At 63.7% G+C, this 20,204-nt stretch carries 18 protein-coding genes; 10 read left to right on the forward strand and 8 right to left on the reverse strand.

The genetic code is table 11. The annotated features are described in order from the left end of the window. Positions 1 to 369, reverse strand: a 369-nt coding sequence (locus ABF990_RS10460) for an enoyl-CoA hydratase/isomerase family protein (RefSeq protein WP_415506601.1), incomplete at its 3' end; no start/stop codon positions are given. 60 nt (positions 370 to 429) lie between these two features. Between ABF990_RS10460 and ABF990_RS10465 the strand changes: the two genes are divergently transcribed. Next, the gene (locus tag ABF990_RS10465) at positions 430 to 924 is read left to right on the forward strand and encodes a flavin reductase (RefSeq protein WP_415492430.1); all 495 of its coding nucleotides are present in this window, start codon (positions 430 to 432) and stop codon (positions 922 to 924) included. 69 nt (positions 925 to 993) lie between these two features. After that, a complete protein-coding gene (locus ABF990_RS10470) occupies positions 994 to 1,230 on the forward strand; it encodes a hypothetical protein (protein ID WP_415492431.1) in 237 nt (78 codons plus the stop codon). 124 nt (positions 1,231 to 1,354) lie between these two features. On the opposite strand, the gene ABF990_RS10475 is transcribed toward ABF990_RS10470, so the two are convergent. Genes ABF990_RS10475 through ABF990_RS10485 form a run of 3 tightly spaced genes read right to left on the reverse strand, consistent with a single transcriptional unit; the run spans position 1,355 to position 3,917 of the window. Further along, complete coding sequence (locus ABF990_RS10475; protein WP_415492432.1) at positions 1,355 to 2,149, reverse strand: metal ABC transporter permease; 795 nt, start codon at positions 2,147 to 2,149, stop codon at positions 1,355 to 1,357. After that, positions 2,149 to 2,979 carry a metal ABC transporter ATP-binding protein gene (locus ABF990_RS10480; RefSeq protein WP_415492433.1) on the reverse strand — a complete coding sequence of 277 codons (831 nt, stop codon included), beginning with the start codon at positions 2,977 to 2,979 and terminating at the stop codon, positions 2,149 to 2,151. The genes ABF990_RS10475 and ABF990_RS10480 overlap by 1 nt, the downstream gene beginning before the upstream one ends. Continuing rightward, positions 2,976 to 3,917 carry a metal ABC transporter solute-binding protein, Zn/Mn family gene (locus ABF990_RS10485; RefSeq protein WP_415492434.1) on the reverse strand — a complete coding sequence of 314 codons (942 nt, stop codon included), beginning with the start codon at positions 3,915 to 3,917 and terminating at the stop codon, positions 2,976 to 2,978. The genes ABF990_RS10480 and ABF990_RS10485 overlap by 4 nt, the downstream gene beginning before the upstream one ends. Before the next feature lie 135 nt (positions 3,918 to 4,052). Between ABF990_RS10485 and ABF990_RS10490 the strand changes: the two genes are divergently transcribed. The 3 genes from ABF990_RS10490 to ABF990_RS10500 are packed head-to-tail and all read left to right on the forward strand — an operon-like array spanning position 4,053 to position 6,678. Further along, entirely contained in the window at positions 4,053 to 4,703 is a 651-nt protein-coding gene (locus ABF990_RS10490; protein WP_415492435.1) for a transcriptional repressor, read from the forward strand. A gap of 7 nt (positions 4,704 to 4,710) precedes the next feature. Next, positions 4,711 to 5,625, forward strand: coding sequence for a hypothetical protein (locus tag ABF990_RS10495; protein WP_415492436.1), 915 nt, complete (start codon positions 4,711 to 4,713; stop codon positions 5,623 to 5,625). A gap of 27 nt (positions 5,626 to 5,652) precedes the next feature. Further along, positions 5,653 to 6,678: an asparaginase gene (locus ABF990_RS10500; RefSeq protein WP_415492437.1), complete on the forward strand. Its 1,026-nt coding sequence runs from the start codon at positions 5,653 to 5,655 to the stop codon at positions 6,676 to 6,678. A 496-nt stretch (positions 6,679 to 7,174) separates the two neighbouring features. On the opposite strand, the gene ABF990_RS10505 is transcribed toward ABF990_RS10500, so the two are convergent. After that, positions 7,175 to 8,041 carry a hypothetical protein gene (locus tag ABF990_RS10505; RefSeq protein ID WP_415506602.1) on the reverse strand — a complete coding sequence of 289 codons (867 nt, stop codon included), beginning with the start codon at positions 8,039 to 8,041 and terminating at the stop codon, positions 7,175 to 7,177. A gap of 360 nt (positions 8,042 to 8,401) precedes the next feature. Between ABF990_RS10505 and mtnA the strand changes: the two genes are divergently transcribed. Next, positions 8,402 to 9,523 carry an S-methyl-5-thioribose-1-phosphate isomerase gene (mtnA, locus tag ABF990_RS10510; RefSeq protein WP_415491837.1) on the forward strand — a complete coding sequence of 374 codons (1,122 nt, stop codon included), beginning with the start codon at positions 8,402 to 8,404 and terminating at the stop codon, positions 9,521 to 9,523. Positions 9,524 to 9,610: 87 nt separating this feature from the next. Beyond that, on the forward strand, positions 9,611 to 10,105 hold the full coding sequence (locus ABF990_RS10515; protein WP_415491838.1) for a YbaK/EbsC family protein: 495 nt from the start codon (positions 9,611 to 9,613) through the stop codon (positions 10,103 to 10,105). Positions 10,106 to 10,130: 25 nt separating this feature from the next. Here ABF990_RS10515 and ABF990_RS10520 read toward each other — a convergent pair whose 3' ends face one another. Continuing rightward, entirely contained in the window at positions 10,131 to 10,412 is a 282-nt protein-coding gene (locus tag ABF990_RS10520) for a hypothetical protein (protein ID WP_415491839.1), read from the reverse strand. Here ABF990_RS10520 and ABF990_RS10525 point away from each other — a divergent pair. Continuing rightward, a complete protein-coding gene (locus ABF990_RS10525) occupies positions 10,411 to 11,304 on the forward strand; it encodes a DUF2272 domain-containing protein (RefSeq protein ID WP_415491840.1) in 894 nt (297 codons plus the stop codon). The two genes, ABF990_RS10520 and ABF990_RS10525, sit on opposite strands and share 2 nt — an antisense overlap. A 167-nt stretch (positions 11,305 to 11,471) precedes the next feature. After that, positions 11,472 to 12,512 carry a cysteine synthase A gene (locus ABF990_RS10530; protein ID WP_415491841.1) on the forward strand — a complete coding sequence of 347 codons (1,041 nt, stop codon included), beginning with the start codon at positions 11,472 to 11,474 and terminating at the stop codon, positions 12,510 to 12,512. Between the two features lie 193 nt (positions 12,513 to 12,705). Here the strand turns inward: ABF990_RS10530 and ABF990_RS10535 are convergent, their stop codons facing one another. Beyond that, the gene (locus ABF990_RS10535; RefSeq protein ID WP_415506603.1) at positions 12,706 to 13,635 is read right to left on the reverse strand and encodes a DMT family transporter; all 930 of its coding nucleotides are present in this window, start codon (positions 13,633 to 13,635) and stop codon (positions 12,706 to 12,708) included. Positions 13,636 to 13,944: 309 nt separating this feature from the next. Between ABF990_RS10535 and ABF990_RS10540 the strand changes: the two genes are divergently transcribed. After that, entirely contained in the window at positions 13,945 to 14,538 is a 594-nt protein-coding gene (locus tag ABF990_RS10540; protein ID WP_415491844.1) for a cupin, read from the forward strand. Between the two features lie 159 nt (positions 14,539 to 14,697). Here the strand turns inward: ABF990_RS10540 and ABF990_RS10545 are convergent, their stop codons facing one another. Beyond that, a complete protein-coding gene (locus tag ABF990_RS10545) occupies positions 14,698 to 19,599 on the reverse strand; it encodes an EAL domain-containing protein (protein WP_415500543.1) in 4,902 nt (1,633 codons plus the stop codon). Positions 19,600 to 20,204: the final 605 nt, after the last annotated feature.

The following is a 20,204-nucleotide window of genomic DNA, read 5'->3' on the forward strand; positions in this document are numbered from 1 at the left end:
CACCCCCCCACCCATGACAATCCCGTCCAGAAAGGACACGACCGGCTTGGTGGAGCGGGCCAGTTGCAGCATGGTGGCATACGCCTTGTCCATGCGGGCAAAGCCTTCATCCGGACCAGAATCCAGCAGCACCTCACGAATGGTTTTAAGGTCCCCGCCAGCGCAGAAAGCGCGGGCACTGCTGCTTTCAAGCAGGATCTGGCGCACGCCGGGCTCCGTCGTCCAGGCATCCAGCACGCGGCTGATCCCCGCCGCCGTATCGGCGTCCAGCGCGTTCAGCTTGGCGGGACGGTCCAGAATGATCCGGCCCAAATGCCCCTGACGCAGGGTCCTGACGCTCGTGGTGCCAGAAAGGGCATCTTCCGTCATTGCTTTCCTCTTCATTTCATGCACAAAAACAATTCCGCATTCGTATGAAAAGGAGAGCAGATGTTGGCCCCCGAGACCAGCGCCTATCGCGATACAATGGCCAAACTTGGCGCAGCTGTGAACATTATTACCACAGGAACGCTTGAGGCCCCTGTCGGCTTTACGGCCTCGGCCGTGTGTTCGGTCACGGATACCCCGCCAACCCTGCTTGTCTGCCTGAACCGCAACAGCCGCGCCCGCGCCGCATTCCATGAAGGCAGCGCCCTGTGCGTGAACGTGCTGGCCGGCCCGCAGCAGGCCCTGGCAGGACATTTCGCCAGCCCCTTCACCATGGCCGAACGCTTTGCCCAGGGACACTGGACCAGCCTTGTGACCGGAGCCCCCGTGCTGAACGAAGCCGTGGCGACGTTCGACTGCCGTGTGAGCCAGATTGTCGAAGTCGGCACCCATAGCGTGATGTTCGGTATTGTGGAGGCCCTGCGCAGCCACGAAACCCATGGCGGGCTGATGTATTTCAACCGCGCCTACCACACATTGCCCACCGTTTCGGCCTGACCATACCGCGACGGCGCCTTGCGCCGGGATAACCAACCCGGCGCCCCCGCCAGCCACGAGGTTCCGCCCATGACACCCCTGCCCCCAGCGCTCCGCAAAGTGATTCCCGCAGCACTGCCCATGCCAGACGGCATGCAACGCCCCGGCCTGCGGCGAAATGACGCGTCACGGCAGGCTGGCACCACGGCGGAGGATGACGGGGTGCATGTACCGATCATGACCGGGCGGGCCCTTATCGTCATGCAGGGGATGTTGCTCGTATTCGTGGGACTATGGTCCTGGCTGGGCTGGTCGATCCCCCGTTAGCCCATACCGGCGCAGCCCCGCGCCATTTTACGCCTTGCAGGCCTGATATTGCCGCCTGGCAGCCTGCCTGACGCGGCAGACTGATGATGCCCCCCGGACCAGCCCGCCGCATTAGCGCCCCGAATTAGCGCCCCAGAGCGCGGGCAACGCCAAATGCCGCGCCACAGGCTCCGCAGCCCAGCGCCGCGATCCAGAACACGGCGGGAAAACCGCTTTGCCATGACAGGGCAAGCCCCGCCCACGATTCCGCCAGCGCCAGCCCCGCCGCCGCCGCCATGCCAGCCACCGGTGCCAGCCCCAGCCGCAGCACGGCCGCCGCCGGTGCGATCATCAGGGTAAAAACCAGCAGGGCTCCTGTAATCTGCGCGCATTCGGCCGTGGCCAGCGCCACAAGAGACAGGAACAGGATATCGAGCCCCCGCAGCGATACGCCCTTTGCCTCCGCCACATCGGGCTGGAGCGAGGCAAACAGCAAGGGGCGCGCCATAAGGGCAAGGCCTGCCAGGCACGCGGCCGAAAGCCCGGCCAGCCACCACAGGGTCGCATGGGCAATACCCAGGATATCCCCGAACAGGAGCGATGTGGCGGCTCCGGCGGAGCGGGTTAGAAAATGCAGGCACAACGCCCCCAGCCCCATGGCCAGCGACAGCACGAGACCGATTGTCACGTCCCGCCCCATGATCCGTTCACCCGCCAGCCCCATGGCAATACCGCTCAGCACGGCACTCGCCCCAAAGCCTGTAACGGCGGGCTGCCCGGCCAGCAGGGCCGCTGCAGCCCCGGCAAACCCGACATGGGACAGGGCATGGCTGGCAAAGCTCTGCCCGCGCAGGACCAGAAACCACCCCACAGGCCCACAGACGACCGACACGAAAAACGCCGCCATGAAGGCCGAACGCATGAAGTCATAAGCGAGCATCAGGCCATATGTCCCGCGCAATCGCATGAATGCAATGTATCCCCGCCCCCTTCGGCCACCACGAACACACGCCCCCGGGCGTGAATGACCTCCACCGGCGCACCGTATAGCGCGCTCAGGGCCGGGGTGGTCATGACCTCATCCACCGGGCCGAGCAGCGCCTTACCATGCGCCAGATACAGCACATGATCCATGAACCCGTGCAGGGGGTTGATGTCATGCGTGGACATGAGCACCGTCAACCCGCGAGCGCGGGCCAGATCGTGGATACGGCGGGCGGTCTCGCGCATACGGGCCGGGTCCAGGCTGGCCAGCGGTTCGTCCAGCAGCAGAATGCGCGGTTCGTCCAGCAGGGTCTGGGCCAGAAGCAGACGCTGGCGCTCCCCGCCTGAAAGACTGGCCAGCGGGCGGTGGGCAAGTGCTCCGGCGTCCACCGCATGCAGTGCGGCATCCACCCTGGCGCGGGCCGCCCGCCCGTACCAGGGCAGGCCCGGCACGCCGCCGCCAAGGGCCGCGGCCACCATGTGCCACCCGCTCAACTGCCCGGCGACCAGCCTGCGCATCTGCGGCATGTAGCCAATGCCTGCCTGCGCGCCACGGGCACGGTGCCCAGCCACGCGCCCCTCAACCCGAACCGTGCCCGCAACCGCCGCTTCCAGCCCCAGAATGGCGCGGAACAGGGTGGTTTTTCCAGCACCATTGCCGCCCAGCACGCCCACAAAACTACCTGCGGGCACCTCAAAACTGACCGAATCGAGCACCAGCCGCCCCTGCCTCATGACACTCAGCCTGCATGCTTCCAGCGCGGGGGTGGGCGCTGCATGGCTCATGGGTGGGGCTCCAGCAGGTGGGCGGCCTGTTCCGCCGTCATGCGTATCCAGCCCTGCCAGTGCAGGCCTTCTGGCATTGTCTCGGTCAGTGGCAACAGGGGCACATGGGCCGACCGCGCCAGATCGAGCACGCGTTCGACCGAAGGTTCGACCACCTGCCGGTTATACGCAACAAGCCGCAGCCTGTGCTCAGCCAGATCGGTCTCGAACGCGGCCACCACGGCGGGTGCGGGTTCCACCCCATTCATGACCGCGAGCTGGTAGGCGCGTTCTTCCATCACCAGCCCCATACGCTCGGCCAGCGGGGTAAAAAGAGGCTCGGTCGCGGCGACATGCAGGCCACCAACCCGCACAGCCAGGCCGCGCACCTGCCGGTCGAGCCGGTCGATACTGGCCAGAACATCCGCCGCCCGCGCGGCATAGGCGCTGGCATGGGCAGGGTCCACCTGCTGGCAGGCCAAGGTAAAATGGCGCACGAACGCCGCTGCCGCGTCCAGATCGAACCAGAGATGCGCATTGCCTCCGTCATGCCAGCCCGGCCAGGAATCGGCCCGCACATAGCGGGCCGCGGGCAGGCCGGCACTGGCGACAAGCCTGTCCACCCACGAATCGTACCCTGCGCCATTGGCCACGACCAGCGTGGCATCAGCAATGTGGCGGGCATCGTCAGGGGTGGGTTCATACACATGGGGATCTGCCAGAGGGGAGGCCAGCAGGGTGGTGACAGTCACATCTGGCCCCGCGACCTGCGCCGCCAGATCGCCCCAACTGTTTTCCGCCGCGACAACGGAAAACACCGGAGCCACCCCGGCCCCACGCGCAGGGCCCGGCGCACCGGCCATGACAAGCACGGCGGCCAGCGCCCGCATGGGGGTATATGCCGCACCAGCCATGGCACGCAGCCACTCGGCAAGCCTATGGCGCGTAAGTAAAGCCATGTCTGTCCTGAACACTCCCGATGTATGTAATAATGTTACATTAAATTTTTCCGCCCGTCACCTCCCCGCGCGCGTATCTGGCCTTCCCCCCAGGGCTTGGTTACGCTAGAGAGAAAATGAGAACGGAAGACGAACATGCCAAGCACATCGCAGCACGCTACACCCGGCGCGGACGTTTACGGTTTTTCGGCCCGCACGCGCCAGCAACTGGACTACGCCACACGGCTCTGCGCCAACCAGGGCGGTCGCATGACCCCGCAGCGCCGCGACGTTCTGGGCCTGATCCTGCGCGCCAGCACACCCGTGGGCGCGTATGACCTGCTCGAACAGCTCAAACACGCCAGCGGCCGCCCGGCCCCGCCAACGGTCTACCGCGCGCTGGACTTTCTGCTCGAACACGGGCTGATCCACCGGATCGAACGCCTGTCCGCCTTTGTGCCCTGCACGCACCTGCTGCACGACGCCCCCGACAGCGCGGCCGACTGCTGCGACCATGACACCACAGGCCACAGCCATGCCGGACATTGCCAGCACGCCGCCCAGCCCATGGACCCCGCGCAGGCGGCATCCATGCACACGGCACAGTTCCTGATCTGTAGTGCCTGCGGCGCTGTGACGGAAATTGCCAATGCCACGGCCATTCTCGACCTGCTCAGAACCATTTGCCAGGACAAGAGTTTTACAATGCACAGCGCCTCGGTCGAAGTGGAGGGGCTGTGCGCGCAGTGCGCCGCAACCGCGCGCAACACCCCCCCGCACGATGCGGCGAAAGAACACGATCGATAGGTCATTCATGCCGCGCGCGCATTTTTCCGCCCAGCCCTGCTTTCCCGGCTTCGATACCGGATGCGACACGGCACCCGACCCGGCACGGGCGCAAAGGCGGACAAGCCGCAGACCGGCCACCCGCGCGCGCAAAATACCGCCAGCCACCCTGCAGACCGCACCCGGCCTGACAGGCGCAACGCAGCAGCACCCGGCTCCGGCCAGCCAAAAAAAGCGCGCCCCTTCCGCCCGTACGGCGGCTGATTTATCCGCGGCCTTACCCGCCGGCACATCCTCTGACACGCCCTATGGCACACCAACTGGCAAACACGCTGGCATATCACCCGCCACCGCTGCCCACAGGTTTACTGGCAAGCTTGGTGGCAAGCTTGGTGGCAGGCTTGCTGGCGGACATAATGATGGCCCAGATGGCCCATCGGGCAGCAGATTGAAGGGCAGGCCGGGCCCCCCCACCGGTACCCCGCCCCTGCCACCATCGGCACGGCAGGACCCTCCGGACCTGTTCTCCCTGCCGTTGCCCGCCTTGCCCCGCAGCCATTTCACCCCGGATGAACTCCGGCTGGCCCCCGTACCCGCCTCCACCCTTATGATGGGCCGGACCAGCCGCCCGGCACAGGCAAAAGGACAGGCCGCCACAGGCGACGGAAACGACGCCTGCCTCTACCTTGTCACCACGGATGAAGAGGCGGCGCATTTTCTTGCCCATGGCCTGAAACTGAGCCGCGCTACCCCCATCATGCTGACCGAGCGCGACGGCATAGGCCCATGGCTTGCCAAACTGGCGGAAAACGTGACAGACGAGGCGCCATGCTCCAACGTGGTCCTTCGCCTGAGACGCGCCATGGTGGCCCAGGCGCTGGAGCCCGAACCGGACCATTCGGCGGAATTTGCGGCGCGGTGCTACCTGCTGAGCGGAAACTGACCGCGCCACCAGAACGGGATCTCTTGCATGGCGGATGATGTGCTTTTGGCCGAAACAACGCGCGGCGGTCGGGTGGAATCCCGCCATTATGGCGCGGCGGTGGTGGTGGACGCCCATGGCGGGGTCGTGTTTTCTGCCGGGGATGTCACAACCCCGGTTTTCCCGCGCTCCACGGTCAAGGCCTTCATGGCCCTGCCGCTGGTCGCAAGCGGAGCCGCCGACCGGTATGGCCTGAGCGACGCCGCACTGGCCCTGGCCTGTGCCTCCCACCAGGGGGAACCCGCTCATGTGGCGCTGGCCGCCGACATGCTGGCCCGCACCGGGCGCGATTATACCGCATTGGAATGCGGCACACACTGGCCGCTGGATACCACAAGTGCCCGCGCGCTGGCCGCCGCAGGGCAGGACGCCTGCGCCCTGCACAACTGCTGCTCGGGCAAGCATGCCGGGTTTATCTGCCTGTCCTGTGCGACAGGCGTGGACCCGGAACATTATGCGCGGCCTGAACACCCGGTCATGCAGACCATGGCCAGCACCCTGACAGCCGTAACGGGAGCGGCCCATACGCAGGACAACAGAGGGGTGGATGGCTGCGCCATTCCGACATGGGCCATTCCCCTGCCAGCGCTGGCACTGGGTTTTGCGCGTTTGGGCACCGGCGCAGGGCTGAACGCCGACCATGCCGCAGCCGCGGCCCGGCTGCGGACGGCCATTGCCGCCAACCCGTTCATGGTGGCGGGCACCGGCCAGTTCGACACGCTGGTCATGCAGGACGTGGCCCCCTATGCCCTGACCAAAATGGGGGCGGAAGGCGTCATGACCGTGACACTCCCCACGCAGGGGCTGGGCATTGCCATAAAATGTCGTGACGGTGGCATTCGCGCGGCAGAAGCCGCAGCCGCTGCACTGATCAGCCGGTTCGGCAAACTCGAAAGTGCCAGGCTGCAACATTTCATGCGCAGGACACTGAAAAACTGGAACGGCCAGATCGTGGGCGAATTGCGCGCCGCAGCCGACCTGGCCCCTGACCACCTGCCCGCAAACGCAAGTTGAGCCAGTAAGCCGTAAGCCGTAAGCCGTAAGCCGTAAGCCGTAAGCCGGGGCAAAACCCGCCAGCAAGATCCCACAAGCCGATGCCAAAAACACTTGGCTTGAACGGGGTTTATGCAAGGGGGATTCGTACGCCCCGCCCCGTAACCGGGCAGCACCCAAAATACCGGGCCATCAAAAGAGCAGAAATTAACGGGACAATACGGCCCGGCGAATACCCCCTGGCCCATTAAATGAGACGCCCCCCACGCGCGGCACGCAACGTCACATAACATTCCGCATGACCCGCAGGCGGTGCGATATTGCCTTAAAACAGGCCGCAATGTCGTATCACGGAAAAAAACCTTCGGCCATACGCCCCCTTTTGCCGGGCGAAGGCCCATAAAAAATGGCCCCGCCTTTACTGGCGGGGCCATTCCATGACCGGAACGCATGAGTTCGAAAGGTCGTCTGTCACCCAGCCCCGAAAGGCCGGATCACAGGTCGTGCCGTCAGGTCATCAGGCCTTGGGCGCACGGGGACGCTTGGCGGGAGCGGCCTTGCGCTTGCGGGCGGGGGCCGCCTTTTCAGCTTCCGCGGTCGCAGCTTCCGTCGCCAGACGCTCATAGCGCTTGCGACGGCGACGTTCCTGGACATGACGCAGCTTGTCCACGGCGGAAAGATGCTTGAGGCTTTCTTCCTTATCCGCGGCGGCGGCACGACGGGCAGGAGCTGCCTTGCTGGCTGCCACAGCCGGAGCCTTGACGGGTTTGGCCTTGACGGCCTTGGGTTTGGCAACGGGTGCCGCCTTGCCGGAAACCGGCTTGGCTGGGGCCGCTTTTACGGAAACACCCTTGGCCCCGGCGGATTTGGCCGCAGGCTTGGCCGGTGCGGCCGCCTTGGCGACAGGCTTGGCAGCATCCACCTTGGCGGACTTGCGGCCACGGGGTGCTGCAACCGGCGCGGCCTCTACACTGTCCTGCGGCTTGGCAGCCTTGCGGGCACGGGCAGGGACTGCCTTGGCAGGGGGGGTGTCTTTTACGACAGGTTTCGCGGCTTTGGCGGCACGGACCGGGCGGGCGGGTTTTTCAGCTTCGGCAACCTTGACGGCCTTGGCTGCTTTGGGGGCGGCAGGGGTCGCCACCTTCTTGCGGGAAGCAGGAGCCGCTTTCACGGGTTTTTCGGCCCGAGCGGACTTGCGGGCGCCAGCCGGGGCGGACGCGGTTTCGACCACCGCGTCAACGGGGGATACATCCACTTCGAAAATTTCTTCCACAATGGCTGCTTTTGCCCGGGGAGCCCGCTTTTTGGCGGCGGGGCGGGGTGTTTCGGCAACCGGGGCCGGGGCGGCTTCAACCGTCTTGCGGCGTTTTTTTGTCTCGCTCATGCGTACTGTCCTTACGAGGTCTTATTGAAAAGACGCTGTTTTTATAAAAGAGTTTTAAAATCCTGATGCAGCAGGACCTTATTCCGGAGATGCACCTGTGATAACAGATACCTGACCATTTCTCTCTCTACATAACAAAAATTGAAAGAAATGCAAAAAATACTAGGCGTGTTTCACAAATAAACCCCACCCCCAAGCATTGCCGCACACTATGTTCTCTTACTGTTCTCGTTTTATGGGGGTGTCGGCAGGCCCGGCCCCCCTCCCGACCGGTTCTTCCATACCCCCCTGTTGCCCCCTACCGGCAAGTCGCCTTAATATTGAGCAGTCTTTCTTCATTTCCTGCATAAGAGTCCCGCCATGAAAATTAACGGCATCCCGTACCGCAGCGTATGGATCGATGAAAAAGACGGCTGGTCCGTCCATATTTTCGATCAGACCCGCCTTCCCTTCGCACTGGATGTGCTGACCCTGACCACCGCCGGGCAGGTTGCCCACGCCATCAAGACCATGCAGGTCCGTGGCGCACCGCTGATCGGGGCGGTGGCGGCATACGGGCTGGCGCTGGCGCTGCGCAGCCAGGCCGACGACGCAACGCTGGAAGACACCGCCGCCATGCTGGCGGCCACCCGCCCCACCGCGATAAACCTGCGCTGGGCCATTGAAAGAATGCTGAACCACCTGCGCCCCCTGCCCGCCGGGGACCGCGCACGGGCCGCCTATGCCCAGGCCGCGCTGATCTGCGACGAGGACGCCGCCCAGAACGAGGCCATAGGCCGCCACGGACTGGAGCTGCTGCGTGCCCTTGCCGCGAAACATGGCCCGCAGAAACAGATCAATATCCTGACCCACTGCAATGCGGGCTGGATTGCGACCGTCGACTGGGGTACGGCGCTGGCCCCCATCTACATGGCCCATGACGAAGGGCTGAATGTGCATGTCTGGGTCGATGAAACGCGCCCCCGCAACCAGGGTGCGGCACTGACCGCCTGGGAACTGGGCAGCCATGGCGTTGCACATACGGTCATTGCCGACAATGCCGGCGGGCATCTGATGCAGCACGGACAGGTCGATATCGTAATCGTCGGCACCGACCGCGTGACCCGCACGGGCGACGTCGCCAACAAGATCGGCACGTATCTCAAGGCGTTGGCAGCGCAGGACAACGCCATTCCGTTCTGGGTGGCCCTGCCCTCCACCACCATTGACTGGACGGTTGCCGACGGGATCACGGAAATTCCCATCGAGGAGCGTGCCGGCGCCGAAATCACCCATGTCGCGGGCCGCGATGACAGCGGCCAGGTCACACGCGTACAGATCACCCCCGACGGCAGCGCCGCAGCCAACCCGGCTTTTGACGTAACGCCCGCACGGCTTGTCACGGGGCTGATTACCGAAAAAGGCTGCTGCCCCGCGACACAGGCCGGACTGCTTTCGCTCTTTCCCGAACAGGGCCGGCAGGCCGCCAGCGGCACAGCGTAAAAGCGCTGCGCAGGATTACAGGCACCTTTCAACCCCGGCTTTTACCCGCCCAAGGCCAAAAGCCGGCATGAGCCGAACGAGGCAGGCATGTCAGAAACACCAGACACCCCGACAACGCGGTTTCTTGCAGCACATGGCATTGCCTTTGCCGTGCATGATTATGACTACGTGTCCGACCCGGGCAAGATCGGGCTGCACGCGGCCGAGGGGATCGGCATTGAACAGGACAAGGTGTTCAAGACGCTCATGGTCGAAATCGACAAGTCGACCGTGGTGTGCGTCGCCATTCCCGTACACCTGAAAATGGATCTCAAGAAAGTGGCGGCGCTGTTCGGCGGGCGCAATGCCCGCATGCTGGGAGCTGAAAAAGCGGAAGCGCTCACCGGTTTCAAGGTTGGCGGGATCAGCCCGTTCGGTGCCCGCACAGCCGTGCCTGTCGTGTTCGACGCCCGGCTGAACACGCTGGACAGGCTCTACATCAACGGTGGTGGTCGTGGCCTTGTGGTGGCCCTGCCCCCGGCCGATGCGCTTGCCTGCGTGCAGGGCCGCGTGGCGGATGTCACTGTGGATACAGACGGCTGACAATACCGGGGCCTGCACGCAGGCCTCACCCAGCCCGCACACTGCGCACCACCCGGCGGCGTAGCCCCATGCACCGCCCGGACCATGCCAGGAGCATGCCAGAACAGCCCCTGAACACATGACCACGCAGCGCATGGCCCACCCCGCCAAAGCCGGTCTGGGCAAAACGGGGTTGGCTGCGGTAAAGAGAAAAGGCAAGACCGTCCAACCGCACCCCTTTCGGGTGCTGCGCCTCTTCATGGAGCAGGCGGCGTTCTGGCGCACTGCTTCGGCCGGGCCGGGGCCCGTTCTGGTATGGAGACGACATGTCACGTCCATTTGCCGCCATCCTGCTGACAACACTGGGCCTTGCGGCCTGCACCCCACAACCCGTATCACCCCACCAGCCAGCCGCACGATGGACCAGGAACCTGGGCGATGTCAGCGCCAGTGGCGGCCACGTTCCCGATTTTGCGACCCGGAATTTCGAACCGTTCAACCGTCAGGATGTCGTGGCCATCGCGATGCGCGAATGGCGGCTGTTCGGCAGCCCCGTCAATGACGACGACCCCGAACTGCGTCCCGAACCCCAGTCTTCAGCACTCAAGCCCGAGCGCGCACCCGGCCTTTGGCAGCGTGTGGGCGAATACTGGTGGATCGGTATGGACCCCAGCATGACCGAGGCGTCATGGAGCGGCAAACACGACGGAAACGGGCAGGTCACCAATTTCGTGCATGACGGCATCTATGCCTGGTCGGCGGCCTTTATTTCCTATGTCATGCGCGTGGCGGGCGCGAACGAACGCTTTCCGTATTCCCCCAACCATGCCACCTATATCAACGCCGCGGCCTCCGGACAGTCGCCTATACTGCGCGCACGGGACCCGGCCGCCTACACACCCAAGACGGGTGATCTGGTCTGTGTCGCGCGCGGCAGCAGCAAGCAGACCATCCGTTTCGCCAGCCTGCCCACCAGCTACGGCTTTCCCGCCCATTGTGGCTACGTGGTGGCCACCGGCCAGAACGGCCCGCCCTTTGGCCACCAGATCAGCATTATCGGCGGCAATATCGACGACGCCGTGACCCTGACGCATGTCCCCACAGACACGCAGGGCCGCCTGTCCGGGGCTGACGGCGCCAGCTACGATCCGCGCTATCCTTGGTGCGCCGTGCTGGAAGTGTTATACGACGCCGAGGCGGAACCCGATGCGGGTCAGTAAAACCACGCGCCCTGTGCTGCGCGGCATAAGGGCAGGAAGCATGACACCGCGCCCCTGGCCACGCCCCTGATCGCTCCGCCCATGCCGGGCAGGGCAAATCCCCGTTGGAAAGGCGGGTGCCGGTCCCGGTCGTTCCATTTCGGTCCATAGTCATCAAGGCAGATCCCATGACCCAGAACGCCGCTCCTGTCTCCCACCCTGGCTGGACCAGCTTGTCCGCCGACATGCCCGCAGCCGTCGGGGGCACGCCCCTTATCCTGCTGCGCAAGGCGTCAGCCGCCACGGGGTGCGAGATTTACGGCAAGGCCGAGTTCATGAACCCCGGCGGTTCGGTCAAGGACCGCGCGGCACTGGCCATTATCAACGATGCCGAACGCCGGGGCGTTCTCAAACCCGGGGGTACGCTGGTCGAAGGCACGGCTGGCAATACCGGCATCGGGCTGACGCTGGTGGCCAATGCGCGAGGCTATCGGTGCGTGATCGTCATGCCCGAAACCCAGAGCCGCGAGAAAATCGGCTTTCTACGCATGATCGGGGCCGATCTGCGCCTTGTGCCCGCCAAGCCTTTTCGCGACCCCGGCAATTACGTCCATGTCTCGCGCCGCCTGGCGGAAGAAAACGGCTGGGTCTGGGCCAACCAGTTCGACAACCTTGCCAACCGCGAAGGCCACCGCGCCACCACGGCGCAGGAGATCTGGCAGCAGGCAGGTGGCAGGGTGGATGCGTTCACCTGCGCCTGCGGTACAGGCGGAACGCTGGCCGGCATAGCTCTGGGCCTGCATGACGCCGCGGCCCGTGACGGCGTGACCCCACCCCGCATCGTTCTGGCCGACCCTGAAGGATCGGGCCTGTATGGCTGGGTCAAGAACAATGACCTGTCCGTTGAAGGCTCGTCCATTACCGAGGGTATTGGCCAGTCCCGCGTGACCGCCAACCTTGAAGGCGCCCCCATAGACGACGCCGAGCGCATTCCCGACCCCGAGGCGCTGGAGATCATCTACAGCCTGCTGGGCGAGGAAGGGCTTTCGGTCGGTGGGTCATCGGGCATTAACGTGGCGGCGGCCATTCGTACTGCGCGCAGGCTGGGGCCGGGGCACCGCATTGTCACCATCCTGGCCGATGGCGGCGCACGCTATGAATCCAAACTGTTCAACCCCGAATTCCTGCGCGAGAAGAACCTGCCCGTGGCCTCCTGGCTGGACCGGTAACGTCTATACCCGGCCACACCCGACAGGGTGGGCCGGGGCGTGCGGCATAAACATCCCGTACGCGGAACAGGCAGCCGCATGATACGGCAACGCCCGGAAGCATTTCATGCACAGGCCCGGCGCCGATGGGGCTGAAGTCTGCGGGGCTGGGGCCTGCGGGCAGAACAATCCGCCCGCTTACGCCGCTGCCGGTTCAGGCCGAACGGGCGCGGGGTGCGGCAACGAGATACCCCACCACCGACAGCAGAACCAGCGCGCCGCCGATCAGGGCCGGGGTTGCCGGTTTTTCGCCAAAAACAAGCCAGACCCATAGCGGCCCCAGCACGACATCGAGCAGGGTGATCAACCCGGCCTCGGATGAGGGCACGTGCCGGCTGCCTTCGAGAAAGAACAGGTAGCTTACGCTCTGCGTCGCCAGGCTGAACACGAACAGCAGCGCAAGCTGCGTCATGGTGGGCATGGGCACGGATGGCAGCGTGACAAAGGCTGCGCCAAAACAGACAATCGCGCCAAAACCGCTGGATAACGCCGTTACCAGCATGGCGTCGTAACCGGTCCAGCGCCGGGCAATGACCATGGAGGCCGCGAACCCCAGGGTCATGACAAAAGCAAAGAGATTACCCGCCAGATCCGACATGCTGGTGGCCGACCCCACCATGATGACCACGCCCGCGATCGCAACGCCGGCGGCGCAGAGCGAGCGCAGGCCGGGTCGTTCGCCCAGCACGACAAAGGCAAGACCCGCCGCCAGAAACGGAACGGTTGCGTAAACAACCATGACGTTGGCCACACTGGTCAACTGCAATGCCTGAACGTAGCCGAACACGGACACAGCCATGATGGGAATGCTCAGCAGCCCACCCAGCCCAACGCTATCGCGCAGGCGCAGCAGCGCGCGGCCACGCAGAATGAAGGAAAGGGGGAACAGCAGCATGAAGCCGAACAGGGACCGCCACGCGACCGTGCTCCAGACATCCATGTTCAGTTCACGCACGAAAAATCCCGCCGTGCTCCATAACACGGTCGAAAGCGTAATCAGCACGACGCCGTAAAGGCGTCTTTCCCTGAACCCTGTCGAGACAGATTTTGTGTCGGCCAGGCACTCTTGCACGCTGCTTGCCATACTGCTTGCTCTCCGCCCGATCGCTCATCGGACACGCCTTCGCTCTCAGCCCGATCTAGTAAAAACCATGACGGAACGCAAGATAAGTCACAACACGACGACAGGGCATGAAACCATTCGCGCCGCCCCTGCTTTACACCGGGGCGCACACGCTGGCGCAAAGCCTGCCATTCAGCACCTGCCACCACCTGCGCGCCGTATACGGGGAAAGACAGTCCCCTCTTCACCCTTTGGTGAAAACCTGTTGAAAATCCATGCCGGATCAGGTGACATCGCACATCCCGACGAACGCATGAAGGACAGGACCCCATGGAACGTCGCATCTTCAACGCAACGCTGGCCGGACTGGGGCTGGCCCTGGGGGGCGGTCGCGTTCGCGCGCAGGGAACCGCCACACCCGCCAAGGTCGACAGCTTTTTTCTGGCCGCCAATGACTGGGTGCCCAACAACCAGAAACTGCCGATTCTTGTCTATCGCAACGCACTACCCGTTACGGGGGACGACCCGGCAGCCGCTTTCGAGGACCTGTTCCAGCGCAATGGCTGGCCCCCGCAATGGCGCAACGGCGTTTACCCTTTTCACCATTATCATACGCTGGGGCACGAGGTTCTGGGCTTTTACGGTGGATCGGCCCGGCTGATGCTGGGTGGCCCGGGTGGGCGGGAGGTCAATGTCAGGGCGGGCGATATCGTCCTGCTGCCCGCAGGCACCGGCCACAAGAAGCTGGAAGCGGATGCTGACTTCGCGGTTGTGGGCGCCTACCCGCCGGGGCAGGACTTCGACATTGTCCGCCAGGCCCCGGACAGCACGCAGCGCGCACGCCTGCTGACCCTGCCCTTTCCCGCATCGGACCCTGTTGCGGGTGTGGGCGGCCCCGTTACGAGGGAATGGCATTATTCCTGACCGGGCTGCGAGGCCTGACCACCCCGGCCCCAGCCACTTTGGCAGCCCCGGCCCGCCTTGCCCGGTTCATGCCCGGTTCATGCCCGGTGGGCAGACAACAGCCCCGCCCCGATACGGGCAAGAGCACATTCGTTGACGCACCCGGGATAGCGCTGGGTGTCAGGTTCCCGTAATGGCGGGGTATTGCCTGTCAGACGATGTCACGATCTGCTCCAGCAGCCATTCGGTAAACCTGCGCGACGCTTCCAGTGGCGCGGGCCCGCGATGACACTGATCATGCCAGTGCGCCGCCTGGCTGCCGACCAGCCCGGATGCCGCCAGCCAGCGGGTGATCGGACAGTCATCGACGGATTTTTCGGTCAGATCCTGCCCGCCACGCGTCGCCATCCAGTGATAGGCCAGAGCGCCCAGCGCACACTTAACCTCGTTGGCAGGTGCGGTCCGATCGGCCAGGGCCGCTCTGTAGGCGCGGTACCAGGCGGGAAAATCGGTATCGGGCATAGGCCGGGCTATGCCGTACCCCTGCCCGTAAGTGCCCCCCAGATGACGGATCGCCTCGATCACCTCGTCATCCTCCAGCCCTTCCGCCACGACGACATCCCGGAAGTCTGCCCCCATATCCAGCACCGACTTGACCATGCTGAATGTCTGCAACGGCGTCCTGCGGATGTGTTTGAGCAGCCCCTGATCGATCTTGATGATGTCGAACGGCAGGGATGAAAGACGCAGCAGGCTGCTATACCCCGAACCCAGATCGTCAATGGCGACGCGTACGCCCAGCGCCTTGAAACGCTGGATGACAGCACTTTGCAGGGCCGGGTCGATACTCTGGGTTTCCAGCAGTTCGATCGTCAGGCGACTGGCCGCCATGCCATAGGTCCTGAGCGTATCGCCAACCCAGCGGGGGCCTTCGGCGTTGAGCAGGTAGGTCGGCGGCATGTTGATCGCGAGACTGACACCAAGCCCTTCCCCGTCCCATTCCTTCACGCGCGCCAGAATCTGCTCCAGCCCCAGATGGAACAGCCGGTCCAGTTCGTTACGCCCCAGCAGCGGAAGAAAAACAGCGGGGGAAATAATCTCGCCGTTCTCGTCCTGCAGGCGGGCCAGGGCTTCCACCTCCAGCAGGGCGCCGGTTCTCAGGTTCACGACCGGCTGCACATACATGCGCAGCCCGCCCGAAAAAAGACGTTCGCGCAACTGGCAGGAACGTTCCTCCGTCACGGCCGGGGCGCGCCGCGAATAGCAGCGTTGCAGCACCTGTTCCCAGCACCGCTGCAGGCCACGGGCGAACTGCTGCATCATCAGGGATTCGAACTGGCTGGGATAGACGCCGAACACGGTCAGTACGGCGGCCACCTGTTCTTCTTCCTGCTTGATCGGAATACTGATGGACGAAGAAATACCCAGCCGCTCCATGACATCGCGCCAGACAGTCAGGCGGGAATCCTGTGCGTAGGACGCACAGCTCTGCCGCTGCCGGGTCCGCCAGGCCATGGCGGTCACCGACTGCCCGAACGCTGTCTGGGTGTCGAAAACCGTATACCCCATCGAATCTTTCAGGACGTCTATCAGATCCAGGGCCTTCGAACCCGCGCTGCCTTCCACCACCAGATGCCCCGACGGGTCCATGCGGAACAGCAGCACGGCCTGGATACCGGGCAGTCTGGCCAGATCCTCCATCCCGCGCGCACTGGCGTCGGGCCAGACGCTGTCGATCGCGGGCAGCGGGTCGGACAGCAGGGAGAAATAGGCCTGCTCTATGGCCTGCCCGGCCTCAAGCTGCGTGCCCTTGTCATCCTGAAGGCGGATTTCTGTCGTCAGCAGGATATGGTAGCGATCATATGCCCGCAGCATCGCATTATCGAGACTGTCTATGAGCAGACGCCGGTAGATGCTGTAGGATTCGCTGAGCAGCGCCGCCCCCATACCGGAAAGCGCGTGAACTTCTCCCAGCCTTTCGGCAACGGTGACAATATCCTTCTGGGTGGTGTCGGGGGCCAGCAGAAAACCCAGATGGGCAACCTGTCTCTGCTTGAGCCGCTCGAGCTTTTCGGGGGAGAGGGAGGACAGAATGCGTTTGCCCTCGCTCATTTCCCAGACGATTTCGTAAAAACGCTCGACAAAATCCTGACGGATCTGGGTCAGGAACGTCTTGGCGCGGGTCAGCAGTTCCGCGGCTTCCGGACCATAGGCGTTGAAGGTTACTGGCTCGGGTATGCTGTCCGTCGCCTGCCGTGCGGATGTGGCACTTGCCAGGCACCACCAGGTCTTGCGGGTGGCCTTGGTTTCCTTGGACTGGTACATGGCGGCATCGGCACGGCGGAGCAGGCTGTCCGGGTCATCGCCATCCAGCGGGTAGAACGCAAGTCCCAGTGTCATGCCCACGGTGGCGAACGCGTCGGCACGGACCTGGAAGGGTGTTTCCACCGCGACGTGCAACTGGTTCAGCACCGTGGTGGCCTGCGTTACCGGCAGCAGCGCATCCAGATCTTCAAGGATGACAACGAACTCATCCCCGCCCAGACGGGCGACGTAATCGGTCTGCCGCAGCCCAAGCTGCACGCGGGCGGCAAGCTCCTGCAGCAACCTGTCACCCGCTTCATGGCCGTAACTGTCGTTGACGATCTTGAAATCGTCCAGGTCGAGCATGCACACGCCCACGGCCGTGCCACGCCTGCGGGCCCGCGCCAGGGCCTGGGGCATGTATTCCTCCAGCGCCAGACGGTTGGGCAGGCCGGTCAGCAGGTCATGGCGGGCACGCAGCGATTCCTCGACCTGGAGTTTTTCAACCCGCTGCTTGGCGTCCAGCGTATCGAGCGCATGGCCCAGCAACTGGGCAACACGCTGGCACAGGGCAATGCTCTGCGCGTCGAACACCATGGCCTGGGGTGATACGAAGCTGATGACAGCCCAGATCGAGCCGCCACGCCAGATGGGGGTGGCCAGTACGGCACGCCACTGATTGTCGTTGAGGAAATCGTACCAGGGGGCGTCCGCATGGTCGCCCAGTTCATCGTTGCTGTAGGCCAGGGTCTGCTGGTTCCAGGCCCGGGCCGCAACCAGCGATGCGCTGCCGGGCTGGCTGACGCGGATATCGAGCTGTTCCAGCCCGCCCGTGCCTTCCCCGGCATGGGCGACGACACTGATCCGGTCGTCAGCCGTCACCTGCCCGATCCAGACCGCGTGGAACAGCGTATCCTGCACCAGATCGGCGCAGGCCCGGTCGCACATTTCCGTATCGCTTGACGCCTGGAGGACGGCATCCGCGGTATTGATCAGCGCGTGGTACAGACGCTGCGCCACGTCACGGCTGGTCACGTCCTCTATCGTCCAGACCGAGACATTGCCGTTGAGGTCGCGAAGCTGAACACCGGAAAAATCGGCGATCATGATCCGCCCGTCAGGCCGGGACAGCCGCACGCTGGTCACCCGCACTTCACCCTCCGCGCGGAGCTGCTCGTAAATGCCCCCCACGCGGTCATATTCATGCCGGTCGGCGTAAAGCATTTCCGCCGACTGGTTGAGAAACGAATCCGGGCTTACGCCAAGCATCTGCGCAACCCGGGTGTTGGTCATCTGGATGACGCGATCACGGACCAGCAGAATACCCACCACCGAATTGTCCAGCAGGGCCTTTTGCAGGCGACGGTTGTAAAGCTGCTCCAGCCCGTTGGAAATATCGGCGGAAATTTCACGCAGCAGGGCCTGCAACTGGCTGTCGAACACATGCGCCTGCTCGTGATAGACGCTGAGCACCGCCCAGACGCGCCTGTCACGGTAGATGGGCAGTACCGCATTGGACCGCACCCCCTGGCGCATGGCCCAGTCCTGCCAGGGCTGTGTATACTCCGTCGTGGTGAAGGAGGCGTTGAAAATCGGCTGCCCGCCGCGCCAGACCCGCCCCACGCTGCCGCGCCCTTCGGGCAGGTTGGGGTCGATGGAAATGGACACGCCCTTCATGCAGTCGGGCGGCCCGCCCACGGCCAGAATCTGGAGAGCCTTGCTTTCATCCGGACGGCCGATGAAGGCGATCTTGAGATGGGCGTAATGAATGGCCATGTCGCAGATTTCGCGCAGCAGGGTTTCTTCATCCACTGCCTGGCTCACGCACTGGTTGATCTGCGCCATGAAACTGTTGAATTCGGTCAGCCGTGTCAGATGCTGCATCTGCTCACGCTCGCGGCGGCGAATCACCAGAACGCCAGCAGTCAGCAGCACCGCGAAGGCCAGCGCCTCCACCCCCCAGCGGGAAGGGGCTTCCTTTTCATAGGTCCGCCACACGCGACTGGGGGCAATGTCCGCTTCCACACTGAACGGATAATCCCCCACCGGGGTCGATACCACCGTGGTCCCGGCTTCGACGGGGGCCGCGGGTTCCCCGCCGCGCGGGTCCAGCCAGCGGCTGACGGATGTGCCGTCCCTGTTGTCCTTGAGCGTGAAGGACCAACCCTGACGATAATCGGACGGCAGTTCCTGAACGTCGAGCAGACGGTTCAGCGGATAAGGCGACGCCAGGAAATACCCGGCATGGTCGTCTGTATCGCCATGCACGCGCATGGGCAGAACGGCCTCTTTCGTCCCGTCCCGCAGGTGCACGCGCCCCAGAAGGTGGTCGACACTATGGGGAAGAGAAGAAAAATCCTGGATTTTCGAGACTGTGCGGTTGACCAGGGGGGCTGTCGACCACTGGATTGTCTCCCCGTCGGGGGAGAGGACATTGAACGTATGCGGTGACGACCGCGACAGCAGGTACCGACGCAGCGCCTCTTCAACCTGGGGGGACGGCGCCGCCGGGTTGGCATGCGGTGCCAGAAGCTCCGCCGAGGCGACATCAAGCTCGGTAAAACGGGTATTCAGCCTGTCCGCGATCAGGCTGGCATAGGCCTGACTGTCGCGCAGGGCCTCCTCCGCCACTTCGGTCCTGGCATGGTAATAGTCGTGCACTTCGATCGCCGCCCCACACGACACAACCGTCAGCACCGGCAGGGCATAGGGCAGCAGGGATCTCAATCGGGCCCGCAGTCGTTGAGACGAACCCAGAATGGGGGGGGAAGTGCTCACACAAATACCTATTCTTGAATCAGGCCTTGGCAGAGTCCGGGGCGGCGTGTGGTCGCGTTGCCACGGCGGTGCATCAAATCGCAGGCTGTTACCGCCGTGTCATTGCTCCACTGTCAAGTCAAATAAAAACACAATTAAAACGACCGCCGACGTCAAAGACATCACGCTCGGAATTTTTCCTTTCCCTGAGCCAAACGACAGCAAAAGCAATATAACAGTCCCGTCGCAGACCCGTCACTTGGGAAATATCCAAAATTTATACAGACTGGATATTTTGAATATCCGATATCGGCACCCACTGCATAAATAATACCCCCCACCCGTTCCGGTCTGCTGCGCCGTGCAACATCGCGCGTAAAAACCTATGCAGGCAGACCATAAAAGCTGACCGGACCGGTCCTTGAACATCGTCCCGGGCAATATGGCTTTCTCTGCCTTGCTGGAAAAACGCCACACCGCGACAAAACCGTTTCACATGCCCGACGTTAAGACGAGTGAAACTATTTTGTGCGATCATGCCCGCTACATGGCGGGCGCGCGCACTCCACATCATAAATTTATTAAGAAATCATGTTCATATCCAAAAATCCGATATCACGTTTTAT

This window comes from Acetobacter sp., assembly GCF_047723915.1.
Lineage (GTDB): Bacteria > Pseudomonadota > Alphaproteobacteria > Acetobacterales > Acetobacteraceae > Acetobacter.